The organism is Streptomyces cucumeris, from assembly GCF_024295805.1.
GTDB lineage: Bacteria > Actinomycetota > Actinomycetes > Streptomycetales > Streptomycetaceae > Streptomyces > Streptomyces cucumeris.
In genome coordinates this window covers 55,973-69,698 of record NZ_JANCLX010000025.1, presented here as the reverse complement: position 1 = coordinate 69,698, position 13,726 = coordinate 55,973, and the positions used below count along the sequence as shown (strand labels likewise).

10 protein-coding genes are annotated in these 13,726 nt (G+C 65.9%); 5 read left to right on the top strand and 5 right to left on the bottom strand.

The window, feature by feature from the left end; all coding sequences use genetic code 11:
* Positions 1-27: 27 nt before the first annotated feature.
* The 5 genes from NMK44_RS29510 to NMK44_RS29490 are packed head-to-tail and all read right to left on the bottom strand — an operon-like array spanning position 28 to position 6,863.
* On the bottom strand, positions 28-3,210 hold the full coding sequence (locus tag NMK44_RS29510; RefSeq protein WP_254748779.1) for a non-ribosomal peptide synthetase: 3,183 nt from the start codon (positions 3,208-3,210) through the stop codon (positions 28-30).
* The gene (locus NMK44_RS29505; protein WP_254748777.1) at positions 3,207-4,241 is read right to left on the bottom strand and encodes a methyltransferase; all 1,035 of its coding nucleotides are present in this window, start codon (positions 4,239-4,241) and stop codon (positions 3,207-3,209) included. Before NMK44_RS29505 ends, NMK44_RS29510 begins: the two co-directional genes overlap by 4 nt.
* Positions 4,238-4,894 carry a DUF6875 domain-containing protein gene (locus tag NMK44_RS29500; protein ID WP_254748775.1) on the bottom strand — a complete coding sequence of 219 codons (657 nt, stop codon included), beginning with the start codon at positions 4,892-4,894 and terminating at the stop codon, positions 4,238-4,240. Before NMK44_RS29500 ends, NMK44_RS29505 begins: the two co-directional genes overlap by 4 nt.
* Positions 4,891-5,679: a TfuA-like protein gene (locus tag NMK44_RS29495; protein WP_254748773.1), complete on the bottom strand. Its 789-nt coding sequence runs from the start codon at positions 5,677-5,679 to the stop codon at positions 4,891-4,893. The genes NMK44_RS29500 and NMK44_RS29495 overlap by 4 nt, the downstream gene beginning before the upstream one ends.
* 5 nt (positions 5,680-5,684) lie before the next feature.
* Positions 5,685-6,863 carry a YcaO-like family protein gene (locus NMK44_RS29490; RefSeq protein WP_254748771.1) on the bottom strand — a complete coding sequence of 393 codons (1,179 nt, stop codon included), beginning with the start codon at positions 6,861-6,863 and terminating at the stop codon, positions 5,685-5,687.
* 325 nt (positions 6,864-7,188) lie between these two features.
* On the opposite strand from NMK44_RS29490, the gene NMK44_RS29485 reads away from it, so the two are divergent.
* The 5 genes from NMK44_RS29485 (at position 7,189) to NMK44_RS29465 (ending at position 13,724) form a co-directional block, all read left to right on the top strand.
* Positions 7,189-7,353: a hypothetical protein gene (locus NMK44_RS29485; protein ID WP_254748769.1), complete on the top strand. Its 165-nt coding sequence runs from the start codon at positions 7,189-7,191 to the stop codon at positions 7,351-7,353.
* Positions 7,354-7,454: 101 nt separating this feature from the next.
* On the top strand, positions 7,455-9,002 hold the full coding sequence (locus NMK44_RS29480; RefSeq protein WP_254748768.1) for a condensation domain-containing protein: 1,548 nt from the start codon (positions 7,455-7,457) through the stop codon (positions 9,000-9,002).
* Positions 8,999-10,012, top strand: coding sequence for a 2,3-diaminopropionate biosynthesis protein SbnA (gene sbnA, locus NMK44_RS29475; protein WP_254748766.1), 1,014 nt, complete (start codon positions 8,999-9,001; stop codon positions 10,010-10,012). The genes NMK44_RS29480 and sbnA overlap by 4 nt, the downstream gene beginning before the upstream one ends.
* 44 nt (positions 10,013-10,056) lie before the next feature.
* The gene (locus tag NMK44_RS29470; RefSeq protein WP_308358608.1) at positions 10,057-12,024 is read left to right on the top strand and encodes an anthranilate synthase family protein; all 1,968 of its coding nucleotides are present in this window, start codon (positions 10,057-10,059) and stop codon (positions 12,022-12,024) included.
* Entirely contained in the window at positions 12,021-13,724 is a 1,704-nt protein-coding gene (locus tag NMK44_RS29465; protein WP_254748763.1) for an amino acid adenylation domain-containing protein, read from the top strand. The genes NMK44_RS29470 and NMK44_RS29465 overlap by 4 nt, the downstream gene beginning before the upstream one ends.
* Positions 13,725-13,726 lie beyond the last annotated feature (2 nt).

Genomic DNA, 13,726 nt, shown 5'->3' with positions numbered 1-13,726 from the left:
ACCGGCACAGGGCGATCTCCTCAGGTTTCAGTCGATGAAGCCGGTACGGCGCGGAGGCGGTGTACCGAGGGTCGCTGCGGTACCGACCGGCATGCCATTGGCGGTCGCGACGGCCGATGTGACACACGCTCGCAGCCCGGCCACGGTCGGCGCTTCGAAGAGCTGCTGGATGGTGATGTCCAGGCCGAGATCCCGGCGGATCCTGCTCATCAGACGCGTGGCTAGGAGCGAGTCGCCGCCCGCTGCGAAGAAACTGGTGTCGATGTCGAGTCCGGGGGAGTCGAGCAGTTCGCGGAAGACGGCGTGGAGCGCCTCCTCCTCGGCGTCGCGGGGGGCACGACCGGTACGGCTCAGGTCGGTCGGCGGTGTCGGCAACGCCTTGCGGTCGAGCTTGCCGTTGGAGGTGACGGGGAGGGCTTCCAGCGCGACGAACGCCGACGGGACCATGTGGTCAGGCAGCCGGTCCCGCAGAGCCGTGCGTATGGCTTCGTCCCTGGCCGGCGGCCCTGCGTTCAGGACGTAATAGGCAACGATCCGTCGGATGCCAGGGGAGTCCTCCAGCAACAACACCACGGCCTGGCGCACGGCCTCGAGCGCATTCAGGGCGGACTCGATCTCACCGAGCTCGACGCGGAAGCCTCTGATCTTGACCTGCTCGTCGGTCCGGCCCAGGAACTTGAGAGATCCGTCGGGTCGCCAGCGGACCATGTCGCCGGTGCGGTACATGCGTTCCCCGGCGTTGCCGAAGGGGCAGGCGATGAAACGTGTGGCGGTCAGGTCGGGCCGGCCGAGATATCCGCGGGCGAGCCCCGCGCCCGCGAGGTACAGCTCGCCGGGGACACCAGGCGGCACGGGGCGCAGATTGCTGTCGAGGACGTAGATCTGCTGGTTGGTGACCGGTCGGCCGATCGGCGGTGCCTCGTCGCCGGTGGCGGGGTCGCTGCCCGTCGCGCAGAGCGTGGTCTCGGTGGGGCCGTAGAGGTTGAAAACCTGGTGGCGGGCCGCCCAGCGTGCCACTAGGTCCCGCGGAGAGGGCTCGCCGCCCAGCATCACCGTGCAGCCTGCAGGCAGGGTGTCGGGCGGCAGCGTCTCCAGCATGGACGGTGTGCAGGACATATGGGTGACGTGTCGGCGGTGCGCGTGATCCCACAGACGATCGGCGTCGAGCACGTCCGTCGCTGGGACGAGGACAAAGGCTCCCCCCCACAACAGGGCCAGCGACATTTCCCACAGGGCGACGTCGAAGCTCAGTGAGAAGAACTGCAGGACGCTGCTGTTCGGTCCCGCCTTGAGGTGGTGTCGCTGAAAGTGGAGCACGCTGGCAAGCCCAGCGTGCGGCACGACGACCGCCTTCGGCGCCCCGGTGGATCCGGATGTGTAGTACAGGCACATCGCGGCGAGCGGATGGGCTGCCAGGGCGTCCCGGTCAGGATTGGAGACGTCGCTCGCCCCGTCCGTCGAGTCACCGGCGGATTGGTGCGGAGCACCGGACTCCTCGATCAGCAGGCAGGGCACATTCCCGAACCGATCGGCCAACGCGGGCGTGGTGATCACCAGCGCCGGACGGGCGTCCTGGATCATGTAGTCGATGCGGGCTGATGGGTATTCCGGGTCGACGGGCAGGAAGGCCCCGCCGCTCTTCAGAATCGCCAGGACTCCCAGGATCATGCCCGGGGATCTGGGCACCGATACGGCGACGACGGTTTCGGCACCGACCCCCGCTGCGACGAGCAGGTGTGCCAACTGGTTCGCGTCCTCGTTCACTTGCCGGTAGGTGAGCACGCGTTCGCCGAAACACAGAGCGGCGCCTTCGGGTGTTCTGGCGGCCTGCTCCTCGAAGACGTCGGCGAAGGAACACTCGGCCACTTCGGCCTCGTTCGAGTTCCACTCGGTGAGGACCGAAGCCTCTTCGGCGGCTGTGAGTACGCGTATGGCACGCACGTCGTCGTCGCCGAGAGAGTCAGCGCGGCTGAAGAGCTCGGCGAGGCGCGCGGCGATGCGGTCGGCGGTCGATGCATCGAACAGCTCTTTGCGGTATCCCAGGACGGCGACGAGTGAACCGTCGACAACCTCCGTTTCGAGCTCGAGGTCGAAACGGACGATCGGTTCCTGCCACGGTGCCCTGTCCCAGCCGGGTCTGTAGTCCGAGGGAAGGGATCCATGATGGACGTAGCCGACGTCGAAGACAGGGTGTCGCCCGGCCTCCCGAGCCGGTTCGACCGCGGCGACCACCTGTTCGAAGGGCGCGTCCTGGTGTTCCTGTGCCTTGAGAAGGATGGCGTTGACATGCCGCACAAGATCCCTGAAGGTCCTTACGCCCTCGAGCCGTACCCGCACAGGCACGGTGTTGGCGAAGAAGCCGACCGCGTTCCGGTCCGCTGGGCTGCGGCCCGACAGCATCGATCCGAAGGTGATGTCGTCCTGGCCGCAGTGTGCGCGCATAAGCAGAACAAACGTCGCCGCCAGAACGCTGGACAGTGCGCAGCGCTGGCGGAACGCGAACCTCTCGAGGCGCGCGATGAGTTCAGCCCCGAGTTCCAGCCTGATCTTTCCGCCCGCCGCGTCGGCAGACGGCCGGCGGGGTCGGTCCAGCGGCAGGTCCAGCCGATCGAAGCCGTCGAGTGCGATGCGCCAGTAAGCGACATGTCTGGAGAGCCGGGAAGCATCTTCGCGCTGCTTGCGGGCGATGAGGGCGTAGGACGCCCCGGGATCCTCGAGCTCGGGTTCCGTACCGGCTGCGCAGGCCTCGTAGAGAGCCGTCAGGTCCCGCCCGAGGGTGTCGCAGGACAGGCCATCCACCAGGATGTGATGGAGGGAGAAGAAGACGATGTCGGTTCCGTCGCCGCGGCTGACGACGGTGCACCGTACAGGTGGCGGACCGGCAAGGTCGAAGGGCTGCAGCAGCAGATCGTCCGCAAGCTGGTGCCAGGATCGGTCGGCAGTCTCGGTACGCCGGACGACCGGCACGTCGAAGGCTGTGTCCACCCTTTGCAGGAGGCTTCCGTCCGTTGCCATGTGATAGCGGGTGCGGAGCATGTCATGGCGCCGCACGAGCGCCGAGAGGGCGGCTGACAACGTGGCGCGGTCGACCCGGCGGGCGTGGCGCAGGGCGAGGCCGACGTTGTATGCGGGGCTGGCCGGGCGCAGGGATTGGAGGACCCACATGCGCTCCTGGTGGAACGACAGGGGAGCGTCGGACTGGGATGTCATCGTGCCGACTCCTTCAGGTGCACGGTGGTATCGGCACCGGGCAGGCTCAGGGTGATCGCGGCGAGTTCACCGGAGCCGTGGTGGACCTCGCGCAGTTCCAGCCCCGAACGGCGGGCCAGGGCGGCCCACTCGCTCTCGGAGCGTTCCCGTCCGCCCGTCATGGCCATCATCCACATGTCACTCATGCGCCGGGTATCAGGGCCGGTCTCGTCCAGGACCCGTTCCAGCAGGATGATCTCGCCGTGCTCGGGGAGGGCCCGAGCACAACGAGTTAGCAGTTCGCTGGCCCGGACGTCGGACCAGTCGTGCAGGACGCTGCCCAGGAGGTAGGTGCCGTGCGCGGCGGGGACGGTGGTGAACATGTCGCCCGTGCTCAGCACCAAGCGCCCGGGGTAGGCGTTGCGGACCGTCTCCGGGATCAGTTCGATGACCGCGGGCAGGTCGGTCAGCGTCACTTGCAGCGTCGGCGAGGCATCCAGGAGCAGAACGGACAACCCCCCGGTGCCACCGCCGAGGTCGACGGGGTCGTCAGCGCACCGTTCCAACAAGTGGGGCAGCAGCGGCCGGTAGAGCTGTGTCGCGCGCACACGCATGTGCTCGTGGAACTGCCGCAGCTCCTCCGGCGAATCGTCCATCCGTGCGAAGATAGGTGCGCCGTGGGAGAGTTCGTAGCTGGGCGTGCCGTTCCGTAGGCAGTCCACGAAGGGTCCCCAGGCCGTGAACAGGGCGTTGTCGGAGAACTCGGCGCGCAAGCTGCCAGGGTGGTCAGTCTTGAGCAAGGTGCCAGCCGTCAGCAGCCGGACGCCGCCTTCAGCGTCGACGGTCAGTACACCCAGCGCCTCGGCGGCACGCAGCAGGCGCCACAGGTTCTCGCGGCCGAGACCCAGCTCTTCCTCGAGAGCCTGAGCCCCCGTGCCGTCCGGTCCCACGAGGTCGGCTACGCCGAGGACGGCCAGGGCGTGCAGCACCCTGCTCGGGGCGATGTCGAACAACTCGGCAATCCGTCGGCGTTCCTGCTCGAGGCTCTTCACGCGTCTCTCTCCGCCTCTGTGCGTGCTGCTTCATACATGCGGATCCAGGTGTGGCCCGCCATATCGGCGAACCGCTCCTCCCAGACGGCCAGATAGGCCAGCCGGTCGGCGGCGGGTATCCCCGCGAAGGTGAGGAAGAGGATGTCCGTGACGACCATCGTTCGCACGGCGAGTACGGGCCTCGGGCTGGCCAACGGACGGAAGGAGCGGCTGTGCACGCCTTGCATGGGATGCCCGGGGAAGAACTCACCGATCATCTTCCCCGCGACGACGGCTTCCCGCTTCAGGCGCTGCTGCACCTCGAGGACGAGCTCCTGGCAGACATCGGGGTCCTCGCCCACCGGCACCAGCACGAAGGAGTTGTGGATGTCGTCTCCGGAGGGCTCCTCGCCCAGCCTGGCTAGTGCCGAACGTGCCGTGTTCTCCAGCCGCCTGACGCCACGCGGACCTCTGACATCGACCGCGCTGATCGCCGTGCGCCCGAGTTTGAGCGACTGTTCCATGAAAGGGCAGACCGCACCCTTGCGACCGAGGTCGGGGTGGCCGTGCGTGAGAAACGAGACCAGCCAGTGCGCGATCTCCGCCACTGCCGCGGCGCCGACGGAGTCGAAGCCCTGTGCGGCCTGAGGAACGGTGGTCGGGGATGCGGTCACGGACTGTCCTCCGGAGGCGGAGGAGGAGGAGGTGCGTTCTCCGTGCTCACGAAGTGCGTCCAGGCGTTGGTCTCGGCAAACGCTGGAACGACGACGTCGGTTACGGGGAGAGAGTTGTCTGCAAGGCTGCGCAGAGCGGTGAGGGCATCCTGCCGCTTGAGGTCGGCTGCTGCGGAACGGGCGATCACGGTGAGATCCCTGAGCGCGGCGGGTGGTACGCCCGTCTCGGCGGCATGCTGGAACACCCGCGACCAGTGGCGGTCGGCATAGAACAACTGCTTGGTGAAGCCAGCCAGGGTAGCGGCTTGTTCCTCGGACAACACCCCTGCTTCGCGGGCAAGACGGAGCCCGTGCCGGATGTTGACCATCGGGTGGGAGACACAGCGGTACCCGGTGTCCGCGGAGGTGTGCGTGACCGCCACCTCGTCGTCGTCCTCCAGGACGCCTTCCGCGTACATACTGAAGATGTCGCCGATACCAACCATGCCGTGGACCGAGAGTTCGGCGGCGCGGAGAGCACCCATGCTGGAACAGCCGTAGACGCGTACTCCGGAGGCGAGAGCGTGGAGAATCTCCTTGTGCCAGACGGCTGGAACGCTTTCGAAATATCCGTCGACTATGACCAGCGTCTGCGGCGCCTGTTGAACGGCGCGATAGACGTCGCCGATGGCAGCGGGCGGGGCATACGTACACGGAAACTCTTGTGCTGCTTCCCTGACGGGCAGGGTGGGGCCCAGGAAGGTGATCGTACGGCGCGGGTCGAATACTTCGGTTGACTGGTTCATTCTGATTATATACCGACTGATTCGAATGCATGGAACGCCGCGGGCCTGGCACAGCTGCCAAACGGTCCATACATTCCCGGAACTATGACTTTGACCACTGGCGCACCATATTCCTCTACGGTCAGATCCACTTTGACGGCCTGTTCGTATCCCGCAGCCCGGAGGTGCTCTGACACCATCTCGCGCTCACCGGCGAAAGACCCGGCGGTGAGCGAGGGGATCACGTCGAAATCAACCTCTGACGGTTCGGCGGCGAGTTCCCGTCGTACTGTTTCCACCAGTTCCGGATCCGCGGCCCTGATGAAATCCTCGCGGCTAAGATCATCACGGCTGCCGGCGATATAGGTGAGCCTCTTCTGTACGGCCTCGCAGACTGCGGATTCGAGCGCTCGCCAGGGGTCGGGATGGCAGGCGAACCCGTCGTGCACGCCGGTGGGTCGCCACAGCGCACTGTCGTCCGAGGGAAGCACGACGGCACCGAAGCAGGGTATGCCGACCGGTGAAGTGACATCCCAGACAGCCACTTCCAGGCCCGCACGGTCCAGCATGGCGAAGAGCGCAGGCCACGCGGGGTGCGCGATGCTTCTCAGGTCCACTCGGCCGCTGTGATCGCTGGTGCGCCACCGCCATTCGGCATCCCGCTCGATGACCTCGCAGAGGGCGTGCGTGACTGCCTGATCCTCCGTCGCGCCTGAGGCGAGCCCGTTGGAGTTCCTCGCAACGGGCACGGTCTCGCAATTCTTCGTGAAGTCCATGGAAACAACCGGTTCGGGGACCCAGGTCCGATCCCCAGTGAACAGCTCTTCTCCCTCCACCCATGCTGCCGGAGGTGCGTCGTCACACGAGGGAACGTCATAGAGCGGGGCCGGCAGTAATCGCGGATCGATGGCTCTTATTCTGTCGCCCGGCAGCCACGGAAGGGTGCGGGTCGGCAGCGACAGGTTCTCCGCGTGCCAGGTCTCCAATGATTCCATGAGGGCGGATGCGCGGGCCACAACGGGGTCAGGCGACTTCCCGATGCTGACCGTGAGAGATTTTGCGGTCGGTCGGATCGCCAGGAATACGGGAAGCCCGACGCTGTCAAGCCCTGTGATGTTGGCGATCCGCGTGATGCCTGCGCGGGCCGAGAGCCCTGTGTAGGCCTTGAGAACGTTCTCTGCGCTTAATCGGCGAGCGGTCTGCATCGTTTCTGGAATGCCTTTCAGGATTTCTGACCACTCTGTGCATATCTTTCCCCCGACGCGATCTTGGTCGTGATCGTTTTCGAATCATACACCAGTCCATGACGCTCGCTCAGATTGTATGTATCTACAAGGTCAAAACGGAAGTATGTGAAGAATAGGGCATAATTGCCAGTTGAGGTGACGTGCGCCACATGATCTTGAGGTCTGTCGATCATCCCTGCCACTCTGCTCGTTAGGGGGCGAGAGGGCACGCAAGGTGCACCTTGTAGGAAGCTATAAACGGCGACCCCCGAGACAAGAGAATCCCGATTTGAAAGGGTCCAAAATGAACTCGATCAAGAGCGACGTGGTTTCCGCCGGCTCCTCGACCGCTGTCAAGGCCGTCACCACGACGGGCTCCTCGACCGCTGTCAAGGCCGTCACCACGACGGGCTCCTCGACCGCTGTCAAGGCCGTCACCACGACGGGCTCCGCCACTGCCGCGGTCTGATCGCTGGACTCCCGCCGGTCATATGACCGGTGACGGTTTGGGCTGGGAGCCGGGAAGCCGGCGCCCAGCCGTTCACTTCACCAGCCTGTAACTGGAGCACTATGGAATTCGAGGACCTCGTGCGGCGTATCCGGGAGGAGGACGTCCAGGTCTCCGTCGTGGACGGCCGGCTGGCCTACGACGGCCCACAGCAGGCGTTGACAGAAGATCTCCTCGCCATGATGCGCCTCCACAAGCAGCGGCTGATGGAGGTAGCGGCGACTGGCCCCGTCGTAGAAGCGAGTGGCCCGGCCACACTCTCCCAGCAGCGGATGCTCGCCCAGTGCCGGAGGTCTTCCACTCCCCAGATCTGGAACATCCCGTTACGGATCGACCTCATCGGCGAGGTTGACGTGTCCGCGATGTCCTGGGCATTGTCCGAACTGGTGCAGCGTCACCATGCACTGCGCACAAGGTTGGTGTCCATCAGCAGTGGGATCGTCCAGGAAGTCCTGCCCGCTGACTGCTTCCGGTTGGTCAGCCAGGACCTGCGGGGGCCCAGCGTGGAGCCTGCGCCGGAGGCCACTGTGGACGCCTGGTGCTCACAGCTCGCCCGGACCCCGTTCGATCTGGCGAATGGGCCGGCGCTGCGCGCCCACCTAGGCCGCGTAGATGACGCGCGATGGGTGCTGGTGATCGTGCAGCACCACGTCATCACTGACGCGACATCCGGAAGTGTCCTCATCCGCGAATTTGGCGCGCTCTACGCGGCGGCCGTCCAAGGGGCTGGGTCGCCGCTCGCGAGCACGCCATGTCAGTTCACTGACTATGCCCGCTGGCAGCGCCGGTACCTCGACGCGGACTGTGCCGCACGGCTCACTGCCTTCTGGCGGGAGACTCTGGCCGGTGCCCGTTTCGACATGCCCCTGCGCGGCTTCAAACGGTGCCCCGAGGTACGCACCGGAGCGGGCGCGGTGCTGCGGACTGTGCTGGGTCCGGAGATCATCGCACCGCTACGCGGCCTGTGCCGGACCCGGCACATAACCCTGTACACCGTGCTCCTGCTCGCCTTGAGCCGCATCCTGTCGCGAGGCACTGGACGCAACGACCTTGTGGTGACCGGTTCCTTCGGCAACCGGGAGGATGAGGAGATCGCATCCATGATTGGTCTCGTGGCCAACTCGGTTGCCCTGCGCCTGCGTTCGCAGGAGAACCTTCCGGTCGGGGACGTCCTGACGGAGACAGCGGCGACCGTCGCGGCCGCGATGTCGCACCAGGCGCTGCCGATTTCGCAGGTCCTCGAATCCCTTGACCTCGGAGACGACCGGGCAGACCTGGACGGCTTCCCGCGCGTGTGGCTCACCCTGAACACGGCGGTGGCGGATGGACTGGAGCTTCCGGGAGCAGAAGTCATGGTGAGTGAGATCCCGGTGTCCGGTACCCGCTCGGACCTTGGCATCGTCGCCTACCAGTCCGCGGACTCGATCGAGTTGAACGTCGAGTACTCGACCGAGACCCTCGACGCGGCGGCCGTCCAGGAGTTCGTCGATGCATTCAGCTCATTGCTGACCCGCCTCCCGGACGCACTGCACGAGCCGTGGGAGCAATGGCTCCAATCCACCGGGCAGGTCTTATCGGAGCACCCCGCACGCGCACAGGCAGCCCAGTGATACACGAGAACGCCTATGACGTCGTCACGAACGACATCTACTTGCGCCTGTCGGACATCGTCCCTAGCAGCGACTTCATCCTCAAACTCGAGGGTCTCAACCCTGCCGGATCGATCAAGCTCAAGACCGCCCGCGGCATGGTCGAACAGGCCGAGACCTCCGGTGCTCTCCGCCCCGGTACGCGAGTGATCGAATCCTCCTCCGGAAGCCTCGGCGTGGCGCTGGCGATGGTGTGTGCCGCCAAAGGCCACGCGTTCACCTGTGTCACCGATCCTCATGCGTCCCGGCAAAGCGTTCAGACGATGCGGGCACTCGGAGCAGAGGTCGTGGAGGTCGCAGAACGGGACGTCAACGGTGGCTATCTCGGAACGAGGATCGCATATATCCACGCGCTGCTGTCGGGCGACGACGATGCTGTGTGGCTCAACCAGTACGCCAATCCTGAGAACTCCCGCGTACACGAGGAACACACGGCTGCCGCCATCCTCGAAGAACTGCCCATCGTGGACTACCTCTTCGTCGGTGCCGGAACGACGGGCACTGTCATGGGCTGCACCTCGTATTTCGGGGCCTACTCACCGCTGACGAAAGTCGTCGCTGTCGACACCCTGGGGTCCGTGACGTTCGGGCACCCTCCGGGCCCGCGCCATGTACCGGGCCTGGGGGCCAGCCGACGACCTGAAATCTGTCGGCCGGAAGCTGTCGACGACATCGTCCTGATCTCCGAGGAGGAGGCGATCGCCGCCTGCCGAGAGCTCGCGCGCAGCTACGGGGTACTGGTCGGAGGATCCACCGGGTCCGTCGTCGCCGCAGTTCGCAACGCCTCCCATGCCATTCCTGCGGGATCGGTCGTGGTGGGCATCTCTCCCGATCTGGGTGAACGCTATGTCGGCACCGTCTACGACGACGACTGGGTGACAGCGCGGTTCGGTTCTCTCCCCGCAGGCCTTGCCACCGGCGGACGGGCCGTCGCCGCCGACGTGCCGGTGCGCCCCGCGGAGGCGCCATGACCACATATTCTGTCTTGCCCGGAAGCACTGACGAGAGGTCAGCGGTGCTCGCACGCGTCCTTGTGCCGCAGCCGGAGCCGTTCGCTCTCCTGAAGCGGGAAGCGAGCCCGCCGGGGGAGATCGAGGTGCTGTTCGGGCGCATCACCGAGTTCGACTGTCTCGCCGATCTCGAGCAGGGGGAGCGGGCAGCTGATCTGCCCGTACTCGTCTTGCTGCCCTACCGTCAGGTCGGGACCGAACGCGGCTATTCCTGTCACGACGACGAGGCGCACGCTCTTGCGCTGCAGGCCACGGAACACTTCACCGTCGACGCCGAGTGGCTCAGGTCCCGGTTACCCGATGACCGCACAGCCTTGCGCGATGCCTGCTTCGACACGACGGACGAGGCCTACGCGGCAACCGTCGGAAAAGTGATCTCTGAGGAGATCGGACGCGGTGAGGGTGCCAACTTCGTCATCAGACGGTCGTTCACCGCCCAGATGGACGGAGATCCGTTGAGGGGCGCACTGTCAGCGCTGCGCAGACTGCTAACCGCCGAATCGGGCGCCTACTGGACCTTCGCCGTGCACACGGGTGAGCGCACCCTGGTCGGGGCGAGTCCGGAGCGACACGTCACCCTCGACGGCGGGACCGTCACGATGAACCCCATCAGCGGGACCTATCGATATCCGCAGGAAGGGCCTTGTACCGAGGGAGCGCTGGAGTTCCTGGCCGACCAGAAGGAAGCCGACGAGCTCTTCATGGTGGTCGACGAAGAGCTCAAGATGATGGCGCGGATCTGCACTTCCGGCATCCGGGCCGCAGGGCCGTTTCTGAAGGAGATGAACCGGCTGGCCCATACGGAATTTCTTCTCAGCGGGTACAGCCGGCTGACCCCGTTCGACATCCTGCGGCAGACCCTCTTCGCTCCTACAGTCACGGGCAGCCCCCTGGAGAATGCCTGCTCTGTGATCCGTAAGTACGAGACCACGGGCAGAGGTTACTACAGCGGGGTGGCAGCGTTGATCGGTACGGATCCGGCAGGTATGCCGACGCTGGACTCAGCGATCCTGATCCGCACCGCCGATGTCGGCGCGTCCGGTGTCCTGAACATCGGGGTAGGGGCCACACTGGTGCGTCATTCCGCCCCAGAGGCGGAAGTGGACGAGACACTCGCCAAGTGTGCGGCACTGCTCGACGCGATCACAGGAGCGGGTTCGACCCCCGACCCGAGCAACTCCGCATCGCGGCTGGCTGCCGTCAGCCTCTCGGACGACGCTCGTATCAGGTCGGTGCTACGGGCCCGACGCGACGTCCTGGCCCCGTTCTGGGCTCGGGGGGAGCCAACGGTTGCTGGCAATCACGGACCCACCGGCGTTCCCTCGGATGCCTGCGGGCACCGTGCACTGCTCATCGACAACAGCGACACGTTCACGGACATGCTGGCCCACTACCTTAGGGTGTCGGGCCTGTCGGTGGTGATCCACCCCTTCGATCGGGGCCTCGACGCCTCCGGATTCGACATCGTCGTGGTCGGGCCGGGGCCCGGTGACCCCCGCGCGACGGAGGACGTGAAGATCTCTGCCGTCGGGAAGATCACACGGGAACTGCTGCACTCGGATATGCCGTTCATGTCGTTGTGCCTCGGACATCAGGTGCTCTGCCAGGCACTCGGCCTCCCTCTGCGCCGCAAGGCGCGGCCCAACCAGGGCCGCAGACGCCGGATCGATCTCTTCGGAAGCCAGGTCGAGGTGGGCTACTACAACACCTTCGCCGCCTGGTCCGACACAGACTTCGTCCTCTCCGGCGAGCGGGGCGGTGCCGTGCGCATCTGCCGTGACCCGATGACGGGGGAGGTCGAAGCCCTGTCCGGCCCAGGCTTCCGCTCGTTCCAGTTCCATCCGGAATCGGTGATCAGCACGGACGGAGGGGCTGTCCTGGCCGAGGCGATCCCTGCGCTTCTGAACTGGCGGAGAAACCAGCCCTGCCCTGCCACCGAATCAGCCCGCGAACCATCAATGGAGTCTTCGTGACCGTAACCGACCAGGGCGCCGCCTTCTCTAGTACCTTGCCGCCCTTGGCGATCCCGCCGCGCCAGGCGGCCGAAGCCGCCCGCCTGGCCCTGACCCGACCCCACCCACTGAACCTGGCCGAGACTGTCGTCGGGCATCTCGCGCGGCGCGCCGCGCACACCCCGGACGCCTTGGCCGTCGTCCACAAGGAGAGCCGCCTCACCTGTGCCGACCTGCTCACCCATGTGTACGCGTTGCGGAAGGAACTGACGGAGCGCGGATGCAAGCCCGGTGATGTGATCGCCTGTAGCGGATTGCGGTCGGCGACGACTCTCGCCCTCTTCCTGGCGCTGGAAAGCCTTGGCGCGGTGTATCTGCCCGTCGACCCCACCTGGCCCCAGAGCCGGACGGCCACCGTCCTGCAACGCAGCGGGGCAGCACTGCTCGCCGCCTATCTGCCTTCGAACGCAAGTGCCGAGTCACTGCGTGCCGCGGCGCTCCTTGCGGACGTGCCCATCCTATCGGTGGAGCTGTCCGCACCATCGGCGGAAGGGCGCTTACACCACGAGGCCCGCGCCTTCACCTGGCCGGAGAAGTGCGCTGACGCGTCCGAGGCGAGGTACGTGTTCTACACGTCCGGCACCACAGGGGTGCCGAAAGGGGCGCTCAACGAACACCAGGGGATGGTCAACCACCTCTGGGCCAAGGTCCTCGACCACGGGCTCACCCCGTCGGATGTCATAGCCTTCAGCGCTCCGCTCGTGTTCGACATCTCCATATGGCAGATGCTCGTACCCGCCCTTGCAGGCTCGGTGATGGTGGTCGTCGACGACGCCGACGTGCACTTCCCCCGCAGACTGGTCACGGAGCTCGCCGTACGGCAGGTCACCGTGCTCGAGGCGGTGCCCACCTTGCTGCGTATGCTCACGGAAGAGGTAGCACGCGGGAGGGTCGACCTGTCTGCCCTGCGCTGGGTGATCTCCACGGGTGAGGAACTCCTGCCCAGCACCGCCGCCGACCTTATCGACGCACTCCCGGGCGTGGAGGTCAGTAACGCCTGGGGATTCACCGAGACCTCCGACGACCTCACTCACCATGTGGTGAGGGGAGCAGACCTGAGCGGACGTCGCCTGCCGGTCGGTTCCCCCGTGGTGAACGCCTGCCTGTATGTCCTGGTCGAGGCCGAGGACGGTGCCTGGCGGGCGGCGGCTCCGGGCGAGATCGGAGAGATCTTTGTCGGTGGGGTGGCCGTGTGCCGTGGCTACCTCCAGGACCCTGCCGCAACCAAGGGTGCCTTTCATCGTGATGTCATCGATCCCTCCTCGCCGACCGGCCGGCTGCACCGCAGTGGCGACGCCGGGGTGATCAGGGACGGTCTGCTGTACTACCTCGGCCGGTTGGACCGACAGGTCAAGGTCAAGGGTGTGCGGATGGAACTCGGCGAGATCGAAGCGGTGCTCGCCTGCCATCATTCCGTGGCGCAATGCGCTGTGGTGGTGGTCGACGAGGGCACTGAGAGGGAGCTTGTCGCCTGCTACGTGTCTTCGGGCGCATCAACCGAGGGCGCGGTCCTGGCCACCGAGCTGCAGGACCATGTGAGACTCATCCTTCCGGAGGCCATGGTCCCCCTCCGATGGGTTTCGTTCCTCTCCTTGCCGCTGAACGGAAACGGCAAGGTCGATCACAAGAAACTGCAGCGCATGCTGTCTGGGAGGTCATGACC